Annotated in this window: 22 protein-coding genes and 1 riboswitch; of the genes, 12 read left to right on the top strand and 10 right to left on the bottom strand. The window is 72.2% G+C overall.

The features are described from left to right. Positions 1-4 precede the first annotated feature (4 nt). Positions 5-1,228, top strand: a complete 1,224-nt coding sequence (locus SROS_RS28405; RefSeq protein ID WP_012892364.1) for an aminotransferase class III-fold pyridoxal phosphate-dependent enzyme — start codon at positions 5-7, stop codon at positions 1,226-1,228. Between the two features lie 125 nt (positions 1,229-1,353). Here SROS_RS28405 and SROS_RS28400 read toward each other — a convergent pair whose 3' ends face one another. Continuing rightward, on the bottom strand, positions 1,354-2,412 hold the full coding sequence (locus SROS_RS28400; RefSeq protein WP_012892363.1) for a GNAT family N-acetyltransferase: 1,059 nt from the start codon (positions 2,410-2,412) through the stop codon (positions 1,354-1,356). Between the two features lie 212 nt (positions 2,413-2,624). Here SROS_RS28400 and SROS_RS28395 point away from each other — a divergent pair, with 212 nt between their 5' ends. The 10 genes from SROS_RS28395 (at position 2,625) to SROS_RS28350 (ending at position 14,541) form a co-directional block, all read left to right on the top strand. Then, entirely contained in the window at positions 2,625-3,494 is an 870-nt protein-coding gene (locus SROS_RS28395) for a tRNA (adenine-N1)-methyltransferase (protein WP_012892362.1), read from the top strand. A gap of 205 nt (positions 3,495-3,699) precedes the next feature. Next, positions 3,700-5,463 carry a proteasome ATPase gene (arc, locus tag SROS_RS28390; RefSeq protein WP_012892361.1) on the top strand — a complete coding sequence of 588 codons (1,764 nt, stop codon included), beginning with the start codon at positions 3,700-3,702 and terminating at the stop codon, positions 5,461-5,463. Positions 5,464-5,657: 194 nt separating this feature from the next. Beyond that, on the top strand, positions 5,658-6,812 hold the full coding sequence (locus SROS_RS28385; protein ID WP_012892360.1) for an acyltransferase family protein: 1,155 nt from the start codon (positions 5,658-5,660) through the stop codon (positions 6,810-6,812). Positions 6,813-6,898: 86 nt separating this feature from the next. Beyond that, positions 6,899-8,413: a depupylase/deamidase Dop gene (gene dop / locus SROS_RS28380; RefSeq protein WP_012892359.1), complete on the top strand. Its 1,515-nt coding sequence runs from the start codon at positions 6,899-6,901 to the stop codon at positions 8,411-8,413. A 204-nt stretch (positions 8,414-8,617) separates the two neighbouring features. Next, a riboswitch (cobalamin riboswitch) is annotated at positions 8,618-8,736 on the top strand. 30 nt (positions 8,737-8,766) lie between these two features. Then, on the top strand, positions 8,767-8,961 hold the full coding sequence (locus SROS_RS28375; protein WP_012892358.1) for a CbtB domain-containing protein: 195 nt from the start codon (positions 8,767-8,769) through the stop codon (positions 8,959-8,961). A 7-nt stretch (positions 8,962-8,968) separates the two neighbouring features. Further along, entirely contained in the window at positions 8,969-9,718 is a 750-nt protein-coding gene (locus tag SROS_RS28370) for a CbtA family protein (RefSeq protein ID WP_012892357.1), read from the top strand. Continuing rightward, positions 9,715-10,278: a histidine phosphatase family protein gene (locus tag SROS_RS28365; RefSeq protein ID WP_012892356.1), complete on the top strand. Its 564-nt coding sequence runs from the start codon at positions 9,715-9,717 to the stop codon at positions 10,276-10,278. Before SROS_RS28370 ends, SROS_RS28365 begins: the two co-directional genes overlap by 4 nt. Further along, positions 10,275-12,416, top strand: coding sequence for a putative cobaltochelatase (locus SROS_RS28360; RefSeq protein ID WP_012892355.1), 2,142 nt, complete (start codon positions 10,275-10,277; stop codon positions 12,414-12,416). Before SROS_RS28365 ends, SROS_RS28360 begins: the two co-directional genes overlap by 4 nt. A gap of 92 nt (positions 12,417-12,508) precedes the next feature. Continuing rightward, positions 12,509-13,111 (top strand): cob(I)yrinic acid a,c-diamide adenosyltransferase, encoded by a 603-nt coding sequence (gene cobO, locus SROS_RS28355; RefSeq protein WP_012892354.1) that lies wholly within the window; start codon positions 12,509-12,511, stop codon positions 13,109-13,111. Beyond that, positions 13,105-14,541 (top strand): cobyrinic acid a,c-diamide synthase CobB, encoded by a 1,437-nt coding sequence (locus SROS_RS28350; RefSeq protein WP_012892353.1) that lies wholly within the window; start codon positions 13,105-13,107, stop codon positions 14,539-14,541. The genes cobO and SROS_RS28350 overlap by 7 nt, the downstream gene beginning before the upstream one ends. Here the strand turns inward: SROS_RS28350 and SROS_RS28345 are convergent. The 3 genes from SROS_RS28345 to SROS_RS28335 all read right to left on the bottom strand — a co-directional run bounded on the left by SROS_RS28345 (position 14,531) and on the right by SROS_RS28335 (position 16,889). After that, entirely contained in the window at positions 14,531-15,421 is an 891-nt protein-coding gene (locus SROS_RS28345; protein ID WP_012892352.1) for a serine/threonine-protein kinase, read from the bottom strand. The two genes, SROS_RS28350 and SROS_RS28345, sit on opposite strands and share 11 nt — an antisense overlap. Positions 15,422-15,590: 169 nt before the next feature. Continuing rightward, positions 15,591-16,385 (bottom strand): serine/threonine-protein kinase, encoded by a 795-nt coding sequence (locus SROS_RS28340; RefSeq protein WP_012892351.1) that lies wholly within the window; start codon positions 16,383-16,385, stop codon positions 15,591-15,593. A 99-nt stretch (positions 16,386-16,484) separates the two neighbouring features. Further along, positions 16,485-16,889, bottom strand: coding sequence for a hypothetical protein (locus SROS_RS28335; protein WP_012892350.1), 405 nt, complete (start codon positions 16,887-16,889; stop codon positions 16,485-16,487). 228 nt (positions 16,890-17,117) lie between these two features. Between SROS_RS28335 and SROS_RS28330 the strand changes: the two genes are divergently transcribed. Beyond that, a complete protein-coding gene (locus SROS_RS28330; protein WP_012892349.1) occupies positions 17,118-17,327 on the top strand; it encodes a ubiquitin-like protein Pup in 210 nt (69 codons plus the stop codon). Between the two features lie 521 nt (positions 17,328-17,848). Here SROS_RS28330 and SROS_RS28325 read toward each other — a convergent pair. From SROS_RS28325 to SROS_RS28300, 6 genes are read right to left on the bottom strand one after another with little or no spacing between them, the layout of a single operon-like run. Next, positions 17,849-20,551 carry a glycoside hydrolase family 38 N-terminal domain-containing protein gene (locus SROS_RS28325; protein WP_012892348.1) on the bottom strand — a complete coding sequence of 901 codons (2,703 nt, stop codon included), beginning with the start codon at positions 20,549-20,551 and terminating at the stop codon, positions 17,849-17,851. After that, positions 20,541-21,608 (bottom strand): Gfo/Idh/MocA family protein, encoded by a 1,068-nt coding sequence (locus tag SROS_RS28320; RefSeq protein ID WP_012892347.1) that lies wholly within the window; start codon positions 21,606-21,608, stop codon positions 20,541-20,543. The genes SROS_RS28325 and SROS_RS28320 overlap by 11 nt, the downstream gene beginning before the upstream one ends. Continuing rightward, positions 21,599-22,804: a CehA/McbA family metallohydrolase gene (locus tag SROS_RS28315; RefSeq protein ID WP_012892346.1), complete on the bottom strand. Its 1,206-nt coding sequence runs from the start codon at positions 22,802-22,804 to the stop codon at positions 21,599-21,601. Before SROS_RS28315 ends, SROS_RS28320 begins: the two co-directional genes overlap by 10 nt. Continuing rightward, entirely contained in the window at positions 22,801-23,856 is a 1,056-nt protein-coding gene (locus tag SROS_RS28310; RefSeq protein ID WP_012892345.1) for an ABC transporter ATP-binding protein, read from the bottom strand. Before SROS_RS28310 ends, SROS_RS28315 begins: the two co-directional genes overlap by 4 nt. After that, positions 23,853-24,677 carry a carbohydrate ABC transporter permease gene (locus tag SROS_RS28305; protein WP_012892344.1) on the bottom strand — a complete coding sequence of 275 codons (825 nt, stop codon included), beginning with the start codon at positions 24,675-24,677 and terminating at the stop codon, positions 23,853-23,855. The genes SROS_RS28310 and SROS_RS28305 overlap by 4 nt, the downstream gene beginning before the upstream one ends. Next, complete coding sequence (locus tag SROS_RS28300) at positions 24,674-25,558, bottom strand: carbohydrate ABC transporter permease (RefSeq protein WP_012892343.1); 885 nt, start codon at positions 25,556-25,558, stop codon at positions 24,674-24,676. Before SROS_RS28300 ends, SROS_RS28305 begins: the two co-directional genes overlap by 4 nt. Positions 25,559-25,720: the final 162 nt, after the last annotated feature.

The raw sequence follows: 25,720 nt of genomic DNA, 5'->3' as shown, positions 1-25,720 counted from the left end.
ACACATGTCCATCGACGCCAGCCTCCGGGAGCGGGCCGCCAGGGTCGTCCCCGGCGGCATGTACGGCCACCTCAACGCGGCCCTGCACGGCCCCGGATACCCGCAGTTCTTCGTCGGCGGCCAGGGGTGCCGCCAGCTCGACGCGGACGGACGCGAGTACATCGACCTCATGTGCTCCTGGGGCCCCGTCGTGCTTGGCCACCGCCATCCCGCGGTGGAGGCCGCCGTCACCGCCCAGCTCGCCGCGGGCGACTGCCTCAACGGCCCGGGCCCGGTCTACGTGGAGCTCGCCGAGCTGATGGTGGAGACCGTCCCGCAGGCCGACTGGGTGATGTTCTCCAAGAACGGCACCGACGCCACCACCCAGGCGCTGATGGTCGCCCGGGCCGCCACCGGCCGGACCAAGGTGCTCATGGCCCACGGCTCCTACCACGGGGCCGACCCCTGGTGCACGCCCAGCCCGTCGGGCACCACGCCCAGCGAGCGCGCCGACCTGATCGAATACACCTACAACGACCTGGCCAGCGCCGAGGAGGCCGCGGCCCGGGCCGAGGGCGACGTCGCCGCGATCATCGTGACGCCTTTCAAGCACGACTCCTTCGAGGACCAGGAGCTCGCCGCCCCCGAGTTCGCCCGGGGCCTGCGGGCCCTGGCCGACCGGATCGGCGCCGCGCTGGTGATCGACGACGTGCGCGGCGGCTGGCGCCTCCACCTCGGCGGCTCCTGGGAGACCCTGGGCGTCCGCCCCGACCTGTACGCCTTCAGCAAGGCCATGGCCAACGGCCACCCGATCGCGGCCGTCACCGGCGTGGACGCCCTGCGGGGCCCGGCCCAGACGATCTACTCGACCGGCTCGTTCTGGTTCAACGCCGCCCCGATGGCCGCGGCCAAGGCCACCATCGAGACCCTGCGCGACATCGACGGCGTGGCCCTGATCGAGCGGGCGGGCACCCGCCTGCGCGAGGGCCTCGCCGCACAGGCCGCCTCCCACGGCTTCGTGGTCAACCAGACCGGCCCGGTGCAGATCCCGTGGCTCTCCTTCGAGGGCGACACGACCCTGGACAAGGGCATGTTCTGGGCCTCGGCCTGCCTGCGGGAAGGGGTCTACCTGCATCCCTGGCACAACTGGTTCCTGTCGGCCGCCCACACCGACGCCGACATCGACCGCGCCCTGCTGGGCACCGACGCCGCCTTCGCCAGGCTCAGGGAGGAGTTCGGCGCCGACTGAACCCCGCCGACTGAACCCCCTGGCTGCCCCCCCCGGGCTGAATCCCGCCGGCCGGACCTCGCCGGCCGGCTCCCGCCGTTCGGCTCCCGCTGCGGGTGGGGCCGGTGGCGGGGGAGTCCCGCGACCTACGCCCCGGGACGCAGGCGGTACCACTGCTGGTCGTCCAGGCGCGTGCCGTCGGGGCCCGGCAGCAGCCCGTGCATGAGGGGTCCCCGGGTGAAGCCGGCGCGCTGCAGCACGCGGTGCGAGGCGACGTTGTCCGGGGAGGTGCCCGCGATGATCCGGGCCAGTGGGGTGTGCCCGAAGGCCCACTCCACCAGCAGGACCACCGCCCGGGCGGTGAAGCCCCTGCCGCGGAACTCCGGCAGCGTGCTGTAGCCCGTCATGGCCTGTCCCAGGGGCGGGATGATCGAGGTGAGCTGGATGTGCCCGGCGAAGGCGTCCGTCCGCGCGTCGCGCACGGCCACCTCGACCCGGTCGCCGGCCAGCCAGCGCATGCCCGCCTCCCGGCAGGACTCCTCGCTCTCCGCCGGGTCGGGGGCCTGCGGCGGCACGCTGTGCGCCACGACCTCCGGAAGGTTCTGCAGCGCGTGGTAGTCGTCGGCGTCGGCCAGGTTCAGCGGCGCCAGCCGTACCACGCCGTCGGACAGCGAGCCGCCGGGGAAACCGGGCAGGTACGGCTGGACGCGGTCGCCGGAGTCGTCGGACAGCCTGGCGAAGGACACCAGGTCGCCGCGGGTGCCGTCGCGCCGCTCCTCCGCCGAGCGCTGCACCCCCTCGCGTCGGAAGCCGGCGGCCAGCGCGACCCGCTGGCTGGCCAGGTTCTCCACGTCGGCCAGCAGTTCCATGCGCCGCACCCCGTGGGCGAAGGCCCACTCGGTCAGCGCCCTGGTGGCCGCCGTGGCGACCCCGCGCCTCCGGGCCCACGGCGCGATCAGGTAGCCGACCTCGCCGTTGCCCCGCGGGTCGAGCGCCTTGAGCCCGATGTTGCCCAGCCACTCGCCCGTACCGGCGTCCGCCACGGCGAACGAGGCGCCGCCGCTCTCCCAGAGCCGCTCGGCGACCTTCAGGTAGTGGAGGGCGTCGTCGCGGGTGTACGGCACCGGCACGGTCGGGATGAAGCGGGTGATCTCCGGATCGGAGCAGGCGCGGGCTATCGGCTCGGCGTCGTCGGGGCCGAGCATTCGCAGGACGACAGGGCCGGCGGGTATCACGTCTCGAGGAAACACCCTCCCAGTGCTATCAGCTACCCCTATGACGGGCGAATCGTTTTCGGACCGCCCCGGGCGGGGGCGCGCGGGCGCGGGCCGGACCCGGACGGCTCGACCCGGCCGGAGGGGGTCGCCCGGCCCCGGAGCGGAACCGGCGGCAGCCGTACGCCGATAACCTTGCGGGCATGGGTTTTCGCAGGCATGGGCCGTTTCAGGCCGGGGATCAGGTTCAGCTCACCGATCCCAAGAACAAGCGTCACACGGTGACGTTGAAGGAAGACGGGGTCTTCCACACGCACAAGGGCGGAATCCCGCACAGCGAGCTGATCGGCCAGCCCGAGGGGTCGGTGGTGCGCTCGTCCGGCGGCACCCAGTATCTCGCGTTCAGGCACCTGCTCCAGGACTACACGCTGTCCATGCCCCGTGGCGCGGCGGTCATCTATCCGAAGGACTCGGCGCAGATCGTCGCCATGGCCGACATCTTCCCCGGCGCGCGCGTCGTGGAGGCGGGGGTCGGCTCCGGCGCGCTCACCTGCTTCCTGCTGCGTGCCGTGGGCAACGAGGGCACCGTCACCTCCTACGAGCGGCGTGAGGACTTCGCCGAGGTCGCCACCAAGAACGTGGAGAAGTTCTACGGCGGTCCGATGGACCAGTGGCGCCTGGTCGTGGGCGACTTCGTGGAGGCGCTCGACGAGAGCGACGTCGACCGGATCATCCTGGACATGCTCGCCCCGTGGGAGTGCGTGGACGCCGCCGCCAAGGCTCTCACGCCCGGTGGCGTCATCTGCTGTTATGTGGCGACTACGACCCAGTTGTCCCGCACCGTCGAAACTCTCCGCGAACACGGGAGTTTCACCGAGCCCCATGCGTGGGAGACCCTGGTTCGCGACTGGCATGTCGAAGGTCTGGCCGTACGACCCGATCACCGGATGGTCGGGCACACCGGCTTCCTCGTCACCGCCCGCCGCATGGCGGACGGGGTGACGCCACCACCTCGTCGCAGACGTCCGGCAAAGGGGGCGCATGGCGAAGAGTCCGGTTCCTCTACCAGATGATGACGATTCGGCCACGACGGTACGTTTACCAGTGACAAGGGAACAGATGGACGTGTTCTCATGCTCACAGGACTAAACGCACCATAAGGGATTAATCACTGCCAACTTAATGTAGCCATACGAACACTGCTCGGCCAGGTAAGGGACAGCCCCCAGATGGGTAGGGTTTTGAGTAGTCGGTCTCGACTGGGAAGGAGGTGACGCCGTGGCAGCTCGCGACGACGCTGAGGCTCGAGCCGCGCAGCGCGAACGGGAGGTCGCTGACCTCACAACACAGGTCTCCTTCCTGCAGGAGGAGCTCACCGCGCTACGTCGGAAGTTGACGGAGTCTCCCCGGCAGGCCAGGGTCCTCGAAGAGCGTCTCCATGAAGTGCAGGCGAATCTGGCAGCCGTCACAGGCCAGAACGAGCGTCTGGTGGCCACCCTCAAGGAGGCCAGAGACCAGATCGTCGCGCTGAAGGAGGAAGTCGACCGGTTGGCGCAGCCGCCATCCGGGTTCGGCGTGTTCCTCGAAAGCAGGGAAGACGGCACGGTGGAGGTCTTCACCGGTGGCCGCAAACTTCGAGTGAACGTCAGTCCAGCGGTGGAGGTCGACTCGCTGAAGCGTGGCCAGGAGGTCATGCTCAACGAGGCGCTCAACGTGGTGGAGGCCCTCGGGTTCGAGGAACTCGGCGAGATCGTGATGCTCAAGGAGCTCCTTGAGGACGGCCGGCGCGCGCTGGTGATCTCGCACGCCGACGAGGAGCGGGTGGTGAAGCTCGCCGAGTCGTTGGTCGGCCAGCCGATCCGGGCGGGCGACTCCCTGCTGCTGGAACCGCGCTCGGGCTACGTCTACGAGCGCATCCCCAAGTCCGAGGTCGAAGAGCTCGTCCTGGAGGAGGTGCCCGACATCTCCTACGAGGAGATCGGCGGGCTCATGCGGCAGATCGAGCAGATCCGGGACGCGATCGAGCTTCCCTACCTGCACGCCGACCTCTTCCGCGAGCACAAGCTCCGTCCGCCGAAGGGCGTGCTGCTGTACGGTCCGCCCGGCTGCGGCAAGACGCTCATCGCCAAGGCCGTCGCCAACTCCCTGGCCAAGCAGGTCGCGGAGAAGACCGGCCAGTCCGGTAAGAGTTTCTTCCTCAACATCAAGGGTCCCGAGCTTCTCAACAAGTACGTCGGCGAGACCGAGCGGCACATCCGCCTGGTCTTCCAGCGGGCCCGTGAGAAGGCCTCCGAGGGCACCCCGGTGATCGTGTTCTTCGACGAGATGGACTCGATCTTCCGGACCCGAGGCTCGGGCGTCTCCTCCGACGTCGAGAACACCATCGTTCCCCAGCTCCTGTCGGAGATCGACGGCGTCGAGGGCCTGGAGAACGTGATCGTGATCGGCGCCTCCAACCGCGAGGACATGATCGACCCGGCGATCCTGCGGCCCGGCCGTCTGGACGTCAAGATCAAGATCGAGCGGCCGGACGCCGAGGCGGCCAAGGACATCTTCTCGAAATACCTCATCGAAGACCTCCCCCTCCATCCCGAGGACCTCGCCGAGCACGGCGGAAGCCGCGGGGGCACCATCTCGGGCATGATCCAGCGGGTGGTCGAGCGGATGTACACCGAGAGCGAGGAGAACCGCTTCCTCGAGGTGACCTACGCCAACGGCGACAAGGAGGTCCTGTACTTCAAGGACTTCAACTCCGGCGCCATGATCCAGAACATCGTCGACCGCAGCAAGAAGATGGCGATCAAGCAGTTCCTCGAGTCCGGGCAGAAGGGCCTGCGGATCCAGCATCTGCTGGCGGCCTGCGTGGACGAGTTCTCCGAGAACGAGGACCTGCCCAACACCACCAACCCCGACGACTGGGCCCGCATCTCCGGCAAGAAGGGCGAGCGGATCGTCTACATCCGCACCCTCGTGACGGGCAAGCAGGGCACCGAGGCCGGTCGATCCATCGACACGGTGGCCAACACCGGCCAGTACCTCTAGCAGCACCACGGCGACTGGCGACGCCGGCAACGCGCGCGATGGCGCGGTCCCCCCGCCGGGGGCCGCGCCGTCGGCGTTCCCGGCCCCGGCCACCGATTCCCACTCGTCACAGAAGTGAAGTGACGTCACATGGAACCCAATTGATCAAAACGCCGTCCAAGTGGCGTGCGTGAACATTTCGGCCTGGTCGTCAGGTGACCGGCGCGGGGTCTCGCGGAGCGGCTCGGGGGAGCGGCCGCCTCGCCGAACTCGACCTCCTCCGTTTCGTCGCCGCCCTGGCGGTGCTCGCCTTCCACTACTTCATCGCCTTCGCCTCGGTGTGGGGGGATCGCCCGTCCAAGCTGTTCCCCGCGATCTCCACGCTGTCCGGTCTCGGCATCCTGGGCGTCGAGCTGTTCTTCATGATCAGCGGATTCGTCATCCTGATGAGTGTCTGGGGCCGGGGGCTGGGCGCGTTCGCCCTGTCCCGGCTGGTGCGGCTCTTCCCCGCCTACTGGGTCAGCGTCGGCGTGACGGCCGCGGTCTACGGCCTCACCGCCGCCACCGCCCTGGACCCCAAGCTCAGCGCCGGGGAGTACGGGGTCAACCTCACGATGCTCCAGCGGGCCTTCGGCGTCTACGACGCCAACGGCGTCTACTGGTCGCTCTGGGTCGAGCTCCGTTTCTACCTGCTGATCTCGGTCCTGGTGCTCGTCGGGGTGACGCTCAACCGCTGCCTGGTCTTCATGGGCGTCTGGCTGCTGGCCGCCGGGTTCTTCGCGGGCAGCGAGGACAAGTGGGTCGACCTCGTGGTGATGCCCAAGTACGCGGCGTACTTCGTCGGCGGCATGGCCTTCTTCCTGATGACCAAGCACGGGCCCAGGCTGATCCTGTGGTGCCTGGCCGGGATCAGCGCCGGCCTGGCGGTCAACTCGGCGATCGACCGGGTCGCCGGGCGCATCGAGAAGGTCGGCTACGCCGCGATGCCCGTGCCCGAATGGGCCGTCGCCGCCACCGTGATCTTCTTCTACGTGCTCATGGCGATGGTGGCGCTCGGCTGGCTGAGCCGGCTGCGCTGGCGCGGCCTGGTCACCCTGGGCGCCCTGACCTACCCGCTCTACCTGTTCCACACCACGGCCGCCGTCGTGATCATCCCTGCCCTGCGGGACACGCTGCCGCCCTGGCTGACCGCCGTGGTCACCACGCTGGCCGCGATGGCCTTCTCCTACCTGGTGTACCGGGTGGCCGAACGGCCGGTTCAGGAATTCGTCAAGGCCAGACGCCGGCGGCGGGCCGCGCCGCCGTCCGCGCCGCCCTCCCCGCCACCATGGGAGCCCTTCGCGACGGGCGAAAAGGCCTCGGTGCCATAACTGTCTGACCACCGGGCATAGTGAAGGGTCTAGGGTCGGGGATATATACGGCGGAGAAGACAGTCCCGGATGAACAGAGGGTGCGCATGACGGTACGGCGGGTGATGGGCATCGAGACGGAGTACGGCATCTCCGTGCCCGGACAGCCGGGGGCCAACGCGATGGTGACCTCCTCTCAGGTCGTCAACGCCTACCTGGCCGCCTCGGCCGCCAGGGCGCGGCGGGCACGATGGGACTTCGAGGAGGAGAACCCGCTCCGCGACGCCCGGGGCTTCGACCTGTCCAGGGAGGTGGCCGATCAGAGCCAGCTCACGGACGAGGATCTGGGCCTGGCCAACGTGATCCTCACCAACGGGGCTCGGCTCTACGTCGACCACGCCCATCCCGAATACTCCACTCCCGAGTGCACCAACCCGCGGGCCGCGGTGATCTGGGACAAGGCGGGGGAGCGGGTCATGCACGACGCCGCGGTCCGCGCCTCGGCCATCCCCACCAACGCCCCGATCCAGCTCTACAAGAACAACACCGACAACAAGGGCGCCTCCTACGGCTGCCATGAGAACTACCTGATGCGGCGGGCCACGCCGTTCGCCGACATCGTCAGGCACCTGACGCCCTTCTTCGTCTCCCGGCAGGTCGTCACCGGCGCCGGCAAGGTCGGCATCGGGCAGGACTCGCGGGGCGAGGGCTTCCAGATCAGCCAGCGGGCCGACTTCTTCGAGGTCGAGGTGGGCCTGGAGACCACGCTCAAGAGGCCGATCATCAACACCCGGGACGAGCCGCACGCCGACCCGGAGAAGTACCGCCGCCTGCACGTCATCATCGGCGACGCCAACATGTCGGAGATCTCGACCTACCTGAAGCTGGGCTCCACCGCGCTGGTCCTGGCCATGATCGAGGACGGCTACTTCACCCGCGACCTCGCCGTGGAGAACCCCGTCCAGGCGCTGCGCGCGGTCTCCCACGACCCGACGCTCAAATACGAGATCGCGATGCGCGACGGCCGCAAGCTCACGGCGGTCCAGCTCCAGATGGAGTATCTGGAGCTGGCGCGCAAGTACGCCGAGGAGCGCAGCGGCAACGGCGTGGACGAGCTCACCAAGGACGTCCTGGACCGCTGGGAGTCGGTCCTGACCCGCCTGGCCGAGGACCCGATGCAGCTGTCCAGGGAGCTGGACTGGGTGGCCAAGCTGGAGCTGCTGGAGGGCTACCGCACCCGCGACGGCCTTCCCTGGTCCCATCCGCGCCTGCAGCTCGTCGACCTTCAGTACTCCGACATCCGTCCCGACCGAGGCCTGTACAACCGGCTGGTCGCCCGGGGCCGGATGCAGCGCCTGGTCACCGAGGAAGAGGTCCAGCGGGCCATCGAGGCCCCGCCCAGCGACACGCGGGCCTATTTCCGGGGACGTTGCCTGAGCCAGTTCAGCGAGTCGGTCGCGGCCGCCTCCTGGGACTCGGTCATCTTCGACATCCCCGGCCGCGAGTCCCTGCAGCGCGTCCCGACCATGGAGCCGCTGCGCGGTACCAGAGCGCACGTGGGCGAGCTGTTCGACCGCTGCCGTACCGCCGCCGATCTGGTGAACGCGCTCACCGGCGAGTAGCGGAGATCCGTTCGCGGGGTGGTGGTCGCCGGGCCGCCGCCCCGCTCTCCGTGTTCCCCGGGCGCCGGGCCGCCGCCCCGCTGTCGGTGTTCCCCGGGCGCCGGGACCGCCGCCCGGCTGTCGGTGTTTCCCGGAACGGCCGTGTGAATCGCATAGCCCGACGGGATCTGTCCGGATTGACGGGCGATAGGTAACCGGGATACGTTCCGGGTGTTTTGTGGCGGTGCGAGGGAAATCCGGTGAGATTCCGGTGCGGTCGCGCCACTGTAACCGGGCCTTCGGGGCCGGGAGCCAGGTCACTCGGCCGCCACCGACCTACGAAAAGGGACGCGTCAATCCCGAAGGAGGTGGCCGTGAGCCAGATCTCGGCTCCGCACGCCCAGCCCATCCCATGGATCTCCCTCACCCGCTGGCTGCTCGCCGTACCGGTGCTGCTGCTCATCGCCTACCTGGTCGCCTTCGACCAGGGAGCGATCTCGCAGACCGGGAACTACCTGCACGAACTCATGCACGACGGGCGTCATCTGCTCGGCGTGCCGTGCCACTGAGCCGCACGTGATCACCAAACTCATCGTCCGGGGCATGCTCGCCGGACTGCTCGCAGGGCTGTTCGCGGCCGTCTTCGCCTACACCGTGGGCGAGCCGCGCATCGACCGGGCCATCGCGCTGGAGGAGGCGGCCGCGGCCGCCGCCCCGGCCGCCGGAACCCACTCCCACGAGGAGGCCGAACCCGCGGGCCACTCCCACGAGGAGGGGGAGGCGCTGGTCAGCAGGGACGGCCAGCGCTTCGGGCTCTTCCTGGCCCTCGGCCTGTACGGCGTGGCCGTCGGCGGCCTGTTCGCCCTCGCCTACGCCGCCGTGCGCGGCCGGGCCGGACCCCGCTCGGAACCGGTGCTCGCGATCACTCTCGCGGCCGCCGCGTTCACCGCGATCGTCCTCGTCCCCTTCCTGAAATATCCCGCCAACCCGCCCGCCGTCGGCGACCCCGAGACGATCAACCAGCGCACCGTGCTCTACCTGGTCGCGGTGGTCATCGGGATCCTGGCCGTCGCCGCGGGCGCCGCCACCCACCGCTATGCCACCCGGAGCGAGCCCTGGCTGCGCTGGTCGGCCACGGGCGCCACGGTGCTCGTCCCGGTGGCGGCGGCCTGGATCCTGCTGCCGGAGATCGACGAGGTGCCCCAGGGGTTCCCCGCCGACCTGCTGTGGGACTTCCGGATCGCCTCCATCGGCACCCAGGCGGTCTTCTGGCTCGGGGTCGGCGTCCTGTTCGCCTTCGCCGCGCGCAGGCGCAGCCCGGTGTGACGGCCCCCTCGGGGGTCACCCGCCTGCTGCTGGTCTGCCACGCCTCGACCTCGGCGACGGCACGGGCCGCGTTCCCGGGCGACGAACCGCTCGACGGACGCGGCCTGCGCCAGGCCGCCGGCCTGGCCGCGCGGTTCGGCCACGGCTCGGCGGCCTGCGCCGCCGAGCTGCGCTGCACCCAGACGGCCGCGGCGCTCGGCCTGCGGATCGACCTCGACCCGCTGCTGGCCGACTGCGACTACGGCAGGTGGACCGGGAAGACGCTGGACGAGGTCGAGGCCGGCGAACCCGAGTCCCTCGCCGCCTGGCTCACCGACCCCGCCGCCGCGCCCCACGGAGGGGAGTCGATCGCCGGCCTGCTCGACCGGGTGGCCGGCTGGCTCTCCCGCCGGGCTCCCGGCCGTACCGTCGCCGTCACCCATCCTCCGTTCATCCGCGCCGCGGTCGTCCACGCCGTCGGCGCGCCCCCCTCCGCCTTCTGGCGTGTCGACGTCGCGCCGCTGGCCCGCGTCGCGCTCACCGGGCGGGGCGGGCGCTGGCGGCTGAGCTACCCCGCATGACGACATCCAAGGAGATCTCGAAGGTGCGTGACCCGCGCTATCCCTTCACCGCGATCGTGGGATCGGAGGACCTGAAACTCGCGCTCATCCTCAACGCCGTCTCCCCCCGCGTCGGCGGGGTGCTGGTCCGGGGCGAGAAGGGCACCGCCAAGTCCACGATCGTGCGGGCGCTGGCGGCGCTGCTGCCCGCCGTCGAGGTGGTGAACGGCTGCCGCTTCTCGTGCGACCCCGCCGCGCCGGACCCTGAGTGTCCGGACGGGCCGCACGAGGTCCGGACCGGGGCCGCCCGGCCCGCGCGCCTGGTCGAGCTGCCCGTCGGCGCCTCCGAGGACCGCCTGGCCGGCTCGCTCGACATCGAACGCGCCCTCACCGAGGGGGTGAAGGCCTTCGAGCCCGGCCTCCTCGCGGCCGCGCACCGGGGCGTCCTGTACGTCGACGAGGTCAACCTGCTCCACGACCACCTGGTCGACCTGCTGCTCGACGCCGCCGCGCTCGGCACCTGCTACGTCGAGCGCGAGGGGGTGTCGGTACGGCACGCCGCCCGGTTCCTGCTGGTGGGCACCATGAACCCCGAGGAGGGGGAGCTGCGGCCGCAGCTCCTCGACCGGTTCGGGCTGACCGTGGAGGTCCGGGCGTCGCGGGAGCCGTCCCAGCGGGCGGAGGTGGTACGGCGCCGCCTGGCGTTCGACGCCGGACCGGAGGGGTTCGCCGCCCGCTGGTCCGAGCAGGAGCGGGCGCTGGCGGCACGCATCGCCGAGGCGCGGGCCCGGGTGGCGGACGTGGTCCTGCCGGACGCCGCGCTGCGGCAGATCGCCACGGTCTGCGCGGCGTTCGAGGTGGACGGCCTCCGCGCCGACCTGGTCACCGCGAACGCCGCGATCGCCCACGCCGCCTGGCAGGGCCGTACCGCCGTCACCGCCGACGACGTGCGCGAGGCGGCCAGGCTCGCCCTCCCGCACCGCCGCCGCCGGGACCCGTTCGACGCCCCCGGCCTGGACGAGTCCAAGCTGGAGGACCTCCTCGGCCAGGTCCCCGACGAGCCCGACGACGACCCGGACGGCCCCGGCCCCGGCGGTGACGGCTCCGGCGGGGACGGCACCTCCGAGGACGGCACCTCCGAGGACGGCTCCGGCGGCGAGGATCCAGGCGGTGACGGCTCCGCGGAGGACGGTCCCGGCGGGAACGGCCCCGGCGGGGAGGGGCCCCGTCCCGCGCCCCCCGGCGCTCCGGACGCGGGCCCCGGCAGCGCCGGCGCTCCGTCGCCCGACGCCCCGTCACCCGAGGCCGGGACGGCCGCGGGCCCGAGGCCGGAGGCCGGCACCACCCGCCGCGACCAGGCCTTCGACGCGGATCCGGCGCGACCGGCCAGGCTGTTCACCGTCCCCGGGATCGGCGCCGGCGCCCCCGGGAGGAGGTCGAGGGCCAGGACCCCCCTGGGCCGGACCACCGGCGCCCGGACCCCCGAGGGCCGTCCCGCCTCCCTGCATCTGAAGGCGACCGTCGGCGCCGCCGCGCCGTACCAGCTCGGCCGCGGCAGGAGCGGCCCCGGCCTGCTGCTGCGGCGCGAGGACCTCAGGGAGGCCGTCCGCGAGGGCCGCGAGGGCAACCTGGTGCTGTTCGTCGTGGACGCGAGCGGATCCATGGCGGCCCGGCAGCGCATGCGCGCCGTCAAGACGGCCGTGCTGGGCCTGCTGCTCGACGCCTACCAGCGCCGTGACAAGGTCGGGCTGGTCACCTTCCGCGGCACCCGCGCCGACCTCGTCCTGCCGCCCACCTCCTCCGTCGAGGCGGGCGCGGCCCGGCTGCGCGACCTGCCCACCGGCGGCCGCACCCCGCTCGCCGCGGGACTGCTCCGGGCCGCCGAGGTGCTGCGGGTGGAGCGCCTGCGCGACCCCGCCAGGCGTCCGCTGGTGGTCCTCGTCACCGATGGGCGGGCCACCTCCGGCACCGTCGAGGACTCCCACCGCGCCGCGGGGCTGCTGGCCGGAGTGACGGGCGTGGTGGTGGACTGTGAGAGCGGGCACGTCCGCCTCGGCCTGGCCCGGTCCCTGGCGGACCGGATGGGCGCCGAGACCGTGCGCCTCGACGAGCTCGCCGACCTCGCCGGGATGATCCGCGAGCGGCGGGCCGCCGCATGACAGCGAGCCGCATGACAGCGAGCCGCAGGACAGTGAACGCATAACAGTGAGCCGCAGGACAGTGAACGCATGACAGTGAAAGGTGATTGACGATGCCTCAGGGCAGACCGGTCAGCGTGCCCGAGGACGGCCTGACCACCCGGCAGCGCCGCACCCGGCCGCTGCTGATCGTGCACACCGGCCCCGGCAAGGGCAAGTCCACCGCGGCCTTCGGCCTGGCCCTGCGCGCATGGAACCAGGGCTGGCCGATCGGGGTGTTCCAGTTCGTCAAGTCCGCCAAGTGGCGCATCGGCGAGGAACGTGCCCTGCGGGTGCTCGGCGACTCCGGCGAGGGGGGAACGGTCTCCTGGCACAAGATGGGGGAGGGCTGGTCCTGGATCCAGCGGCCGGGCACCGAGGAGGACCACGCCGCCGACGCCCGTGAGGGCTGGGAGCAGATCAAACGCGACCTCGCCGCCGAGACCTTCCGCCTGTACGTGCTCGACGAGTTCACCTACCCCATGAAATGGGGCTGGATCGACGTCGACGAGGTGGTCGAGACCCTGGGCGGGCGTCCGGGCGGCCAGCACGTCGTGGTCACCGGCCGCGACGCCGATCCCCGCCTGCTCGCCGCCGCCGACCTGGTGACGGAGATGGGCAAGGTCAAGCACCCCATGGACGCCGGGCAGAAAGGCCAGAAGGGCATCGAATGGTAGCCCGCCTGGTAGTCGCCGCCCCGGCCTCGGGAGCCGGGAAGACCACCGTGGCGACCGGGCTGATGGCCGCCCTCACCCGCCGGGGGATGGCGGTCTCCCCGCACAAGGTGGGCCCCGACTACATCGATCCCGGCTACCACGCCATGGCCACCGGCCGTCCCGGGCGCAACCTCGACCCGTGGCTGGTGGGCGAGGATCTCATCGCCCCGCTGTTCCTGCACGGCGCGGCCGGGGCCGACCTCGCCGTGGTCGAAGGGGTGATGGGCCTGTACGACGGGGCGGGCGCGAGCGAGTTCGCCTCCACCGCCCATGTCGCCAGGCTGCTCGACGCCCCCGTGGTCCTGGTCGTGGATGCGGCGAAGCAGAGCCGGTCGGTGGCCGCGCTCGTGCACGGGTTCGCCTCCTACGACACCCGGCTCAGGTTCGGCGGGGTGATCCTCAACCGGATCGGCTCCGCCCGGCACGAGGACATCTGCCGCGAGGCCCTCGCCGAGAGCGGCGTCCCGGTGCTGGGCGCGATCCGCCGCAGCGACGCCGTCGCCACCCCCTCCCGGCACCTCGGCCTCGTCCCCGCCGCCGAACGCCGGACACGCGCCACCCTGGCCATGGACGCCGCCGCCGCCCTCGTCGAGGACTCCTGCGACCTGGAGGAGCTGGTACGGCTCGCACGCACGGCCCCGCCACTATGCGCCCGCCCGTGGGCGCCCGGCCCGGCCACGGCCCTCACAGGCCCCGCGGCGGCCACGTCCGGCGCGCCGGCCACGCGGGCCGCGCCGGCCCCGGAGAGCGCCCGTGCCCCGGCGAGAATCGCGGTCGCGGGCGGCCAGGCGTTCACCTTCGGCTACACCGAGCAGGCCGAGCTGCTGACGGCCGCCGGAGCGGAGGTCGTCACCTTCGACCCGCTCACCGACGAGGCCCTGCCCGAAGGGACGCGGGGGATCGTCGTCGGCGGCGGCTTTCCCGAGGTCTACGCGGCCGAGCTGTCCGCCAACGAGCCGCTGCGCGAGCAGGTCGCCGCCTTCGGCGGGCCGATCTCCGCCGAGTGCGCGGGCCTGCTGTACCTCGCCAGGGAGCTGGACGGCAGGCCGATGTGCGGGGTCCTGGACATCGAGGCCGGGATGACCGGCTCGCTCACCCTCGGCTACCGGGACGCGGTGGCCGTCCGGGACTCGGCGCTGACCAGGGACGGCGAGCGGTATCGCGGGCACGAGTTCCACCGCACCGCCGTACGGCCCGCGCCGGAGCGGCCCCTGTTCCGCTGGCGGGGCGGTGCCGACGGGTTCGCCGACGACCGGGTGGTCGCCTCCTACCTGCACCTGCACTGGGCCGGCAGCCCCCAGCTGGCCGCCCGGTTCGTGCGGGCGTGCCACCGGTCCCCCGCGGCCCCCGTGCGAGGCTCAGCGCCGGGGAGGAGCCGGCCTACGACGTGAAGGGCCCGGCGGGGAAGCGCGCCGCCGGCAGCTGCGGCGGCGCCACCGCGACCCCCTCCAGCCGGAGGATCTCCGACAGCAGGCGCGCCGCCTGACCGGCGGACACGCGGGCTGCCGGATCGCGCCGGAGCAGCCCTTCGAGGACCGTCCAGAGCGGCCCGGCCTTCGCCGGCGGCTCCGGATTCCTGCTCATCGCCGTGCTCAGCACCGCCAGCGAGCCGGACTCGGGATAGGGCGAGCGCCCCTCCACCGCGAAATACAGGCACGCCCCGAAGGACCACAGGTCGGCCGCCGGGGTGGCCGCCCTGCCCCGCAGCCGCTCCGGCGCCGTGTAGGCGGGCGCGCAGCCGATCGGCACGGTCGTCGACGCGCTCGCCTCCCCGCTCAGCGCCGCGATGCCGAAATCCGACAGCACCACCCGGTCGCCGGTCAGCAGGATGTTGCCCGGATTGATGTCCCGGTGCAGCACGCCGGCCCCGTGCGCGTGCCGTAGCCCCGACAGCAGCTGGAAGCCGATCCAGGCCGCCCAGTGGACCGGCAGATGGCCCAGGTGCCGCACCGTCTCCTTCAGCGTGAGGGCCTCCAGCAGCTCCATCACGATCCAGAGCCGGCCGCCCTCCTCCAGCAGGTCGTGCACGGAGATCACCGCCGGATGGCTCAGCCGCCCGGCCGAGCGCGCCTCGCGCAGCGCCCGGCGGCGTGCCTCCTCCAGGTCTGCCCCGTGATCCCGGAAGTGCGGCTGAATTTCCTTGATCGCCACATTTCGGCGGAGCCGTGAATCGTGGGCACGCCACATGATGCCCACGCCGTCCCGGCCCATCGGCGAAGTCAGCTGATAACGACCGCCCAGCAGGCGCGTCTTTCCCGTTCCCGTTCCCATGAACCACCCGTTGCAGTAGAAGCCGGGCCCCTCAGCTGATTCATATTTTCATCTGGAACGGTGCATGATGTCGCCGCGATACGTGATTACGCATAACGATTGAGTAGCACGGATGTGGTGAGGTATTGATTTGACTTCTTAATCTCCGCCGACAATCGGCCGCGCCGGATCAGGCCGCGCTGAAACAGCGGACATCGGCCAGCATCGCCGAGGTCCGCTCGGCGCTCAGCCGCGCTCTGGGGTCCTTGCGCAGCAGCCCGCGCAGGATCGGCTCCAGGGGGCCCGCCCGGCGAGGCGCGCGCGCCGGCTCCCGCAACGCCTCCACCAGGGCGGCCATCGAGGTGACCGTCCGGAACGGTGTCCGGCCCTCCACCGCCATGTAGAGGGTCGCCCCGAACGACCACATGTCCGCCTCGCGGGTGCCGCCCCGGCCGTGCAGGGCCTCCGGCGCGATGAACGCCGGCGTGCCCCGCATCGAGGTGCTCGCCGTCCCCTCCGGCGCGGCGAAGCCGAAGTCGGCCAGCACCACCCGGTCGCCGGTCAGCATGATGTTGGCCGGCTTGATGTCGCGGTGGATCACCCCGCCGTCGTGCGCGTGCCGCAGGGCCTCCAGCAGACGGCGCCCCATCGCGGCCACCAGGTCCGCCGGGAGCGGCCCCGCCTGCACCAGCGTGTCGTGCAGGGTCAGGGCCTCCAGGAACTCCATGACGATCCAGAGCCGTTCGGCCTCCTCGGCCAGGTTGTGCACCGTGACGATGCCCCGGTGGCTCAGCCGCGCCGCCATCCGCGCCTCGCGCACCACCCGCCGCCGCCGCTCGGCCGCCTCGGGGCCGGGAGGGAGGGCGATCTCCTTGAGCGCCACTTCCCGCTCCAGTAGCAGGTCGTAGGCACGCCAGACGACGCCGGTCGCTCCGCGGCCGACGGGGGAGACGAGTTTGTACCGGCTGGCGACGATGGTGCTCACCCGTCAATGATCGCAGTCTCGCACCCCCGCGGCCTAACTGGAACGGTCCGGGCGTGTCAGAAAAGCTCTGAAATATACGAATCTACGTTGTAAAGACGGTCAGACGAGGCCGATGCCCAACGTCAACGTCCCGGCGCCCAGCGACACTCCACCGAGGGCCACCAGCCAGATCAGCCTGTTCGGCTTGGTGTCCGAGGGGCGCACGACCGACAGGAAGAAGCCGATCGGCATGAGGATCGGCGCCGCCACGATCAGGATGCGGGTCAGGGTCTTCATGCCGTCGGACAGGTCGGCCTGGTCGATGTAGACCATCGCGACCAGCGCGAAGAGCACCAGGATGCCCGCGTGGGCGTGTCCGGCCCGCCACAGGCCCCGCCGTACCGGGTTGTCCAGGTAGCCGGGGATGTTGCGCATGATGTGCGCGAGCAGGGAGAGCCCGCCGAAGGCGATGGTGGGCACGGTGATCAGGAGCACTCCGGCGATGCTCAGCGATGACGGCGACATGGGGGTCCTTCCATTGGATAGTGACGCTAGCCAATTATTGGATAGGGATGCTATCCAGTCAACCGGAAAGAATTTGCCTCAGGGGGCGGGAGGGGGTTCTCTTGCAGGCAGGACCTCGGGGGCGGCCTCGGCGGGCTCCCGCAAAGATCGCGGGACGATCCGCGCGCAATGTCCGCCGGTTCGGGGAAGATATGAGTCACAAGCGTCCCCCAAGCGGAGGTGCCACAGATGGCGAGCAAGGACACCGGCGGCCAGAAGCACACCAGCCGGAGTGACAAGGAGGTGGAGGAGACCACCGCGGTGGACTCCTCCGACGTCCAGGAGCGCAACGAGAAGCTCTCGGACGACGTCGACGCGATCCTCGACGAGATCGACGAGGTGCTCGAGGAGAACGCCGAGGAGTTCGTGAGGAGTTACGTGCAAAAGGGCGGACAGTAGAGGAGAGGTCCGCTTTCAGGGGCAGGGGCGCGAGGGGATTCGCCGCGAGTCCGAAAACCTGTCCCGGCCGCGGGCCGGCCGGCCCGGTCTCCGCACGCGGACGGCGGACGGCCGCGCCCGCCACCGCGGGGAGTGCTTCAAGAGGCGCTCCACCGCGACCCCTCGAAAACGCGCGGCCGGGAAGGCGGGCCGTCCGGAATCGGTCCGCGGTTTCCGGGGGCACGAATACCATCCGAAATACCGAGAGATCAAAACGCGGGCCGAATTCAGCGATAATCGATCCCGATCATATGGACCGGCCGGCGCGGCCCTGTCACGTCCGGGTCGAGAGGGCGGCCGGAGCGGGGAACCCCCGGCCGCGACCGCACGCCGAGCCGCCCCACGGCACCACCGAGACCCGATGCCCGCCGGGCGGGACGGTTCGATCCACCGGACGGGGAGGGGCGGGGCACCGCCGGGCGAGCGGCGAGGCGACCGGGGCTAGGAGGAGACCGCCATGACGGAGGACGGGGGCGGCGCGCTCAGCCCGCTCTCGTCAGGTGAAGGGTCGCGATCTCGAAGGGACGCAGCGGTAGCCGTACGACACCGCCGGTGACCTCCAGCCGCTCGCCCGCCACGCCGAGCACGTCGGCGCGGCGGGCGGCACCGAACGGCCCGCGGACGACGGCCTCGGTGGCCGTGGGGTGCTCGGCCACGACGCGGATCTCCAGCACGTCGCCTCGCTCGCGCAGCGCCGTGAGCACCACGCCCGTGCCCTCGACGGCGAGGGACGCGCCGGCCTGCTCCGGAGACATGCCCGGCCCCCCGGCGCCCGGGGAGGCGGCGGCGCGGCCCGACCCCGGTACGGCCAGCAGCGCGTGCCGATACTCCTCCGCCAGGCGCGGCAGTCCCGCCTCGTGCCAGGTGCCCGGGTGGGGCAGCACGGCCAGGCGGGTGGTGACCGGTCCGGGGCACTGGGCGGCGGGGGTGGGCAGCTGGGGTCCGGCGGGTTCGTCGCGGTAGGCGTTGCGGTTGCTGGACAGCAGGCCCACCGAGCGGATCAGGGTGAGCGCCAGCTCGCCGCCGGTCAGCTCGTACTCGGTCACCTGATCCAGCAGGACCGCCAGGCCGCCCGCGGTGACGAAGCCCTCGGCGGGGAAGGTGGGCAGGGGCTCCTCGCCGCAGCCGCCCTCACCGGTCAGGCCGCGCCGTACGATCGAGAGCTGCCCTTCGGAGAAGGACTCCGCCGCGGGGGAGGGGAGGGGCGCGTGCCAGCGGACCCGGTGGTCGCGGCAGCGGTTGTCGAAGGACATCTCCAGGCGCAGGTAGGGCTCGCCCGCGCGGAGCTCGGCCCTGGTGGTGACGGTGACGTTCTCGGTGACCGGCGAGCGGCCCTCCGGGGTGGCGGCGGACGGCCAGGCGTAGTCGCGGCGGATCTCCAGCACCGACACCAGCGGCCCGGTGCAGACGCTCTCGACCTCGACCCGGCCGGGGGTGTCGACGAGGGTGTCGGCGCGGGGCGGGGCATGGTTGTAGGTGTCGCCGGCGTCGCCGCCGTCGACGACGCGGCCCACGCCGTGGGCCTCGGCGCCGTCCGCGAACAGCGACAGGGTGCCGTCGGGGGCGACGGTGACGCGCAGCAGGCCGTTGTCGAGCGTGCCCTCGGCGGGGCGTGCCCAGCCGGGGCCGTCCGGGACCTGGGCCGGGGCCGGGGCGGGAACGGAGGTGAGGACGGTGCGGCCGAACGGCGCGACGGTGACGTGGGCGGCGACGGTGACGACCGGTTCGGCGCAGGTGCGCACCCGCCAGGGGCCGGGCCGGGCGGCGGCGCCGTCCAGGACCGCCGCGCGGAGGTCGGCGTAGTCGTAGCCGGTGGTGGCGTGGCGGCCGACGACGATGGTGAAGACGTCGCCGTCGGCGGACCAGGAGACGATCTCCTGGCCGAAGAGCTCGCGTTCGTGGATCCGGCCGAGGAGCTGGGTGAGGTCGTCCATGACGGTCTCGTCGAGGAGGGTGGGGGCCAGCTCCAGCCGTTGTGACGGCACCCGGCCGCCGTCCGGGGCGGACAGGGCGGCCCGGCTCTCGGGCAGGTCGGCCAGGACGAGGGCCGTGCGCGGGAAGGGAGAGGGGTTGACGACCACGAGGGCGTCGCGGGAGGCCCGGTCGGAGAGGGAGGCGCTGACCATGTCGACGACGGCCTGGCCGATCTGCTCGGCCTCGGCGATGCGGGCGGCGACCTGCTGGGCGGTCTCGTCGGCGCCGCAGCCGGTGATGGAGTCGTGGCCGCTGCAGGCGATGAGGCGGCGCCAGGCCATGTCGAGCAGTTTCGCGGCGGCCGTGCCGCCGGGCAGCCAGAGTGCCGACAGGGGCTCGGCGTAGCGGGTGACGACGCGCTCGGCGCGGGCCATGGCCTGCTTGGCGGGTATGCGCGCGGAGATGACGCCGGGCAGGATGTTGGCGCGGGCGTGGGAGCGCAGCTCGCCGTGGACGGCCGGCAGGTCCGTGACGGAGGGGTCCTGGGCGGTGACGTAGTCGTGGAGGGTGGCGATGCGCAGCCCGGCGGCGGTGATGTCGGCGGCGGGGGCGCTGTGGTCGGCGCCGTACATGGCGAGCAGGGGGCCGGCGGGGTGCCAGGGGCGCAGCGTCTCGGTGAAGGCGGCGAGGCGGTCGGCGAGGGCCTGCGGGGGACCGCTGAACAGCGCGACGGCGTTGCCGTACCCGCCGGGCAGGTACTGGGTGCGGACGGCGGTGCCGTCGGCGCCGATCCAGGCGAAGGCGTCGCGGTCGACCGAGGCGGGCACGCCGCGCCACAGGCAGGCGTGTTCGAGGCCGGCCTGGCGCAGGATCTGCGGCATCTGGGCGCAGTGGCCGAACTGGTCGGGCAGGTATCCGACCCGCATGACGCCGCCGAGTTCGGCGGCGCCGCGCATGCCGTACTCCAGGTTGCGGATCAGGGTCTCCCCTGAGCAGAGGAACTCGTCGGCGAGGATGAGCCACGGCCCGGCGGCGAAGCGGCCCTCGGCGACGAGCCGTCTGACGGCGGGGAGCCGTTCCGGGCGGATCTCCAGGTAGTCCTCCAGGGCGGCGAGCTGGCCGTCCATGGTGAAGCGGTAGCCGGGGTCGGCGGCCATGGTGTCGAGGACCTCGTCGAGCATGCGGACCAGGCCGAGCCGGAACCGCTGGAAGGGCAGATACCACTCGCGGTCCCAGTGGGTGTGGGGGACGACCACGATGTCAGGCGTCACGCGCCTCGCCTCCGATGGACGGGCCGGCGACCGATTTGATGATCTTCTGGGCCGTCACGATGTCCGCCAGGCCGCCGGCGAGCCCGGTGAGCGGGGGAGTGCCCTCGGTGACGAGGGCGTGGAAGGCCTCAAGCTGGCGTTCGAAGGCCTCGGACATGTCGCGGTGGACCGTCCTGACCTCCGTGGTCCCGTCCAGGGAGCTGGAGGTCAGGACGGTGGGGGCGTTCATCAGGTAGGGGGAGGGGAAGACCAGCTCCAGCGTGCCGTCCTCGTGGTGGACGCTGACGGTCTCCCGGTAGGCGGGGTGGCGGGGCAGGTAGTGCCAGCGCAGGCTGTAGCGGCCCCGCTCCAGTGCCCCGCAGACCTCCAGGGAGGGCCCGTCCCACACGGCGGTGTGCTCGACGCCGGCGGGCGGGCCGCCGAAGGTGCGCATCAGCGCCAGGTCGTGGCTGAGGCTGCCGAGCACGACTCCGGAGTACAGCGACCTGATCGGTGCGGAGGCGGCCCCCAGGGCGGCGTCCAGGGCCTCCTCGTCGGCTCTGAGCCACGGTTCGAGGGCCGCCGGGGAGGGGCGTGAGGGCCGGACGCGGGCGAAGGCGAGCTGGGCCTCGCCGGTGGGGTGGAGCACGGTGACGTCCAGGTGCCGGACGGGGCGTCCTGCCAGGAGCGCGACCGCCCGCCGTACGGCCGGGTCGTACTGCTTCATGTAGCCCACCATCAGCCGCGTTGTGTCGCCCGGCGCGCGGGCCTCGGCCTGGCTGTAGGCGAGGGGTTTCTCGCACAGTACGGCCAGGCCGCGCTCCAGCGCGGCGGCGACGAGGGCCCCGTGGGATCCGGGGGTGAGCACGACGAGCGCGTCGAAGCCGCCGTGGTCGAGCATCGCCGCGGGGTCGGCGAACCACCGCGCCCCGCTCTGCCGCCCGATGGACTCGGCCTGCGCGGGGTCGAGGTCGCACACGGCGGTCACCTCGAACAGCTCCCGGCGCCTGGCCAGCAGCGGCAGGTAGATGACCTGCGCGGCGACCCCCAGCCCCGCGATCGCGACCTTCACGTGCACAGTGCCATCACCTCGTTGCGGTAGGTCTCCAGCCGGTGGGGTCCGGGCCGGGCCGGGACGGTGACCCTGTCGCCGATGACGGCCCGGCGGGTGTCCGGCCCCCACAGCACCAGCCCGTCGCCGCCGACGATGAGGAAGTCGTCGCCGTGGCGGAGCAGCAGCGGCCCGTCGGGGGTGGCGGACACGGCGGTGCCGCCGGCGCGCAGCCCTTCGAGGGGGTCGCCGGCGAGCACCCAGGTGGTGGGGTCGCCGGGCGGGTGGCCCTCCTCGGGCCGGTGGTAGTCGCTGCCGCCGATCATCGTCGCCCCGGCCGACCAGAGCTGCGTCCAGGCCAGCGGCGCGCCCCAGGTCCGGTCCCACCAGCTCCAGTGCCACACCTCGACGGCGGGCGGCCGCGCGGTCATGGGGTGGCGCCACGCGCAGTCGCCGGCGACGGGATGGTTGATCGACAGCACCCCGCCCCTGTCCCGCACGGTCCGCGCCCACAGGTCGGGGCTGTCGCGGAAGTCGATCCAGCCGATGTCGCCGAAGGCGTTGGCGTGGCCGAGGTCGGTGGTGACCTCCTGGCCGGGGATGAGGGTGATGGCGGCGTAGGTGGCGGCGGCGGGCAGCTCCGTGTGGTGGCTGACGGTGTTGTGGTCGGTGACGGCGAGGAAGTCCAGGCCCCGGTCGGCGGCCAGGCAGGCGAGCTCGGAGACGCTGAGCGAGCCGTCGGAGTGGACGGTGTGGGTGTGCAGGTCCCCGGCGAGCCAGCGCAGCCCGCCGAGCGAGGGCAGGCCGCGCCTGGTCGCGGCCGGCTCGCGGGGCGGGGGAGGGGGCCGCAGGCCGGGCCCGGCGGGCGGCGTGACGGGCGGGGACAGGTGCGGGATGACGCTCAGCTCGTACGGCAGGCCGCCCGGCGGGACGCGGTGGAGGCCGAGCAGGATCCGCCAGAGGCCGGGTTCGGGCTCGCCGGACAGGTAGCCGGGGGTGGCCCAGGCGGGGGTGATCGTGTATTCGGAGCGGGCGCCGCCGGACCAGCCGCGGAAGCCCAGCGGCCCGTGGCAGCCGAGGTCCAGCACGCCCGCGGAGCGGTCGTAGGAGAGCCGGACGGTGAAACCGCGGGCGTCGGCGGGCAGCTCGAACGGGACGTCGTGGACGGGGGAGGCCAGGCGGTCCTCCGGGGTCCAGCGGCCGGTGACGCGCAGCGCCCTCATGCCTGGCCCGCCAGCCGGCCGTCGTGGTAGACGAGGGCGCGTCCGCGCCGGGGGACGGCCCAGGCGGCCGTGCCGACGGCGGGCTCGTGGCCCTCGCCGACGACGGCCTGGACGAGGTGGTCCGGGCCTTGCAGGGTGACGAGGCTGGCGGTGCCGAGGTTCTCCAGGACGGCGACCTCGCCGGGGAAGCCGTCCTCGCGCCGGGTGGCCGACAGGTCGGTGTACTCGGGACGCACGCCGTACACGATGGGCTCCCCCTCGGGCAGGTCACCGGGCGCGGGCAGCGCGGCCCCCGCCACGTGGAGCACGCCGTCGCCGACCGTGCCGGGCAGCAGGTTCATCGGGGTCGAGCCGATGAAGGAGGCGACGAAGGTCGTGGCGGGCCGGTGGAAGATCTCGGCAGGGGTGCCGATCTGGGCGATCCGCCCGGCGTCCATGACGGCGATCCGGTGGGCCAGCGCGAGGGCCTCGCCCTGGTCGTGGGTGACGAACACGGTGGTGACGCCGAGCTCGTCCTGCAGGCGTTTGAGGAAGGTGCGGGCCTCCAGGCGGAGCCGGGCGTCGAGGTTGGACAGGGGCTCGTCGAACAGGAACACCCGGGGACGGCAGGCGATGGCCCGCGCGAGGGCGACCCGCTGCTGCTGGCCGCCCGAGAGCTGCCCGGGGCGCCTGCCGAGCAGTCCGGTCAGGCTGAGCCGGTCGGCGACCTCGGCGGCCCTGGCCTCGCGCCGGGCGCGGGGCGTCTTCTTTATCCGCAGCGGGTAGGCGATGTTGGCGGCGACGTCCATGTGGGGGAAGAGGGCGTAGTCCTGGAACACCATGGCGACGTCGCGGCGGCCGGGCGCGAGCGCGGTCACGTCGGTCCCGCCGATGCCGATCCTCCCCGAGGTGGGGGTCTCGAGGCCGGCGATGCTCCGCAGCAGCGTGGTCTTGCCGCAGCCGGAGGGGCCCAGCAGCGCGAAGAACTCGCCCTCTCCGATGTCGAGGTCGAGGGAGTCGAGCGCCCGCACTCCGCCGGGGAACACCTTGGTCAGGCCGTGCACGGAGATCACCGCTTGATCCCTCCATGGAAGCGGAAGCCGTACCTGCTGCTGACGAACAGGTACATCAGTACCACCGGCAGCGAGTAGAGCAGCGAGAACGTCGAGATGAGGGAGAGGTCGGGCTGGCCGCCCTCGGTGTAGAGGGTGTAGAGGACGACCGAGCCGGGGGATTTCCCCGGGTCGCGCAGCAGGATGTACTGGAGCAGGAAGCCGCCCCACACGTTGGCCACGGCCCACACCGCGATCGTGGCCAGGCCCGGCCGCACCGTCGGGACGACGATGTGCCGCAGGATCTGCAGCGGTGAGGCGCCGAAGACCCGCGCTGACTCCTCGTAGGAGGTGGGGGTGGCGTCCATGAAGTCCTTCAGGATGAAGATCGCCGCGGGGAGCAGGCCACCGGAGACGGTGAGGACGACCCCCAGATGGGTGTCGACCAGGTCGAGGCGGGAGGCCAGCTCGAAGATCGGCACCATCGCCGCGGTCCCGGTGACCACCGACGACATCAGCAGCAGCACGTAGAGCAGCGCGTCGCGGCCGGGCACCCTGACCCGGGACAGGGCGTAGGCGGCCAGCGCGGCCAGGACGACCACGAGGGCCGCCGCGCCGCCCGCCTGGATGATCGAGTTGCCGATGGAGCCGAGCGCGTAGGGGTTGTCGAGGATGGCCCGGAAGTTGTCCAGCGTGAACTCCGGGAGCGACACCGTGATCGAGGGGTGTGCGTCGAACGGCGCCGAGGCCAGCCAGAGCATCGGCAGCGCGAAGAAGGCGGCGACGACCGCGAGGAGGACGGCCGAGGCGATCCGGCCGAGCACGTGCCCGACGAGGTTCATCCGGGGACCTCCCGGCGGTCGCGGAGCAGGCGCAGGTAGGCCAGGGCGAAGACGAGGTTGATCGCGAGGATGAGGAGGGAGACGGCCGCGCCGAAGCCGAGCCGCCCGTCGCGCAGGGCCACGTTGTAGACGTAGACGGGCAGGATCTCCGAGCGTCCCTCGGGGCCGCCGGCGGTGATCAGGAAGGGGGTGAAGTCGTTGAACGTCCACAGGCTGGTCAGCAGCACGTTGGTCAGGACGTGTCCCTTGATCCGGGGCAGGACCACGTCGCGCAGCTGCTGGAGGGCGGACGCCCCGGCCAGGCGGGCGGTCTCCAGATGGGACGGCGGCACGTTCTCCAGGGCCGCGGAGTAGAGCATCATCGAGAAGGCGGTGCCCCGCCAGGTGTTGAACACGATGATCGACAACATCGGGTGGTCGAGCAGCCAGGCCGCGCCGGGGGTGCCGAGCAGGGCGTTGAGGGTGCCGCCGTCGCGGTCCAGCAGGGCGATCCACAGGAACGCCACCACCGAGCCCGGCAGGATCCACGACAGCAGCACCAATGCCTCGACGACCCGGCGCACGGGTCCTCGCCGGTCGCGCATGATCCACGCGAGGGCGAACCCCAGTCCCGCCTGCCCGATGATCGCCGATCCCAGCACGAACTGCGCGGTCAGCCAGACCGAGTCCCGGAACCGCTCGTCGCCCAGGGCGGTGGCGTAGTTGCCGGCCCCCACCAGCCGGGGGTCGGCCGCCGCCGCCCCGGTCAGCCGGTAGTCGGTGAGCCCGAGGTAGATGGTCCAGATCGCCGGGAAGATCAGGAATGTCCCGATGAGCACGAGCGCGGGCAGCGCGAACGCGACCGCCCGGCCGCGCCCCAGCCCCGCCGCGTCAGTGCTCATGGCGACGCTCCGCGTCGCGGCTCGGGCGCTGGTGACCGGTGACTTCCCTCGTCGCTCATCCGCTCGTTCCTCGCTCCTTCGCTCCTCAGTCCAGTTCACCGGCGCGCCCTCGCGGGCTCATGGCGACGCTCCGCGTCGCGGCTCGGGCGCTGGTGACCGGTG

The organism is Streptosporangium roseum DSM 43021 (genome assembly GCF_000024865.1).
In the GTDB taxonomy this organism is placed as follows: Bacteria; Actinomycetota; Actinomycetes; order Streptosporangiales; family Streptosporangiaceae; genus Streptosporangium; species Streptosporangium roseum.
This window is presented reverse-complemented; position numbering and strand designations above follow the sequence as displayed.

Bases quoted from the DNA above. Each gene is read 5' to 3' on its own strand.
- SROS_RS28405 (WP_012892364.1), top strand. From the start codon at position 5: ATGTCCATCGACGCCAGCCTCCGGGAGCGGGCCGCCAGGGTCGTCCCC.
- SROS_RS28360 (WP_012892355.1), top strand. From the start codon at position 10,275: ATGACGACATCCAAGGAGATCTCGAAGGTGCGTGACCCGCGCTATCCC.
- SROS_RS28345 (WP_012892352.1), bottom strand. From the start codon at position 15,421: ATGGGAACGGGAACGGGAAAGACGCGCCTGCTGGGCGGTCGTTATCAG.
- SROS_RS28305 (WP_012892344.1), bottom strand. From the start codon at position 24,677: ATGAACCTCGTCGGGCACGTGCTCGGCCGGATCGCCTCGGCCGTCCTC.
- SROS_RS28395 (WP_012892362.1), top strand. From the start codon at position 2,625: ATGGGTTTTCGCAGGCATGGGCCGTTTCAGGCCGGGGATCAGGTTCAG.
- SROS_RS28350 (WP_012892353.1), top strand. From the start codon at position 13,105: ATGGTAGCCCGCCTGGTAGTCGCCGCCCCGGCCTCGGGAGCCGGGAAG.
- SROS_RS28330 (WP_012892349.1), top strand. From the start codon at position 17,118: ATGGCGAGCAAGGACACCGGCGGCCAGAAGCACACCAGCCGGAGTGAC.
- SROS_RS28300 (WP_012892343.1), bottom strand. From the start codon at position 25,558: ATGAGCACTGACGCGGCGGGGCTGGGGCGCGGCCGGGCGGTCGCGTTC.
- dop (WP_012892359.1), top strand. From the start codon at position 6,899: ATGACGGTACGGCGGGTGATGGGCATCGAGACGGAGTACGGCATCTCC.
- cobO (WP_012892354.1), top strand. From the start codon at position 12,509: ATGCCTCAGGGCAGACCGGTCAGCGTGCCCGAGGACGGCCTGACCACC.
- SROS_RS28315 (WP_012892346.1), bottom strand. From the start codon at position 22,804: ATGAGGGCGCTGCGCGTCACCGGCCGCTGGACCCCGGAGGACCGCCTG.
- SROS_RS28335 (WP_012892350.1), bottom strand. From the start codon at position 16,889: ATGTCGCCGTCATCGCTGAGCATCGCCGGAGTGCTCCTGATCACCGTG.
- SROS_RS28400 (WP_012892363.1), bottom strand. From the start codon at position 2,412: ATGCTCGGCCCCGACGACGCCGAGCCGATAGCCCGCGCCTGCTCCGAT.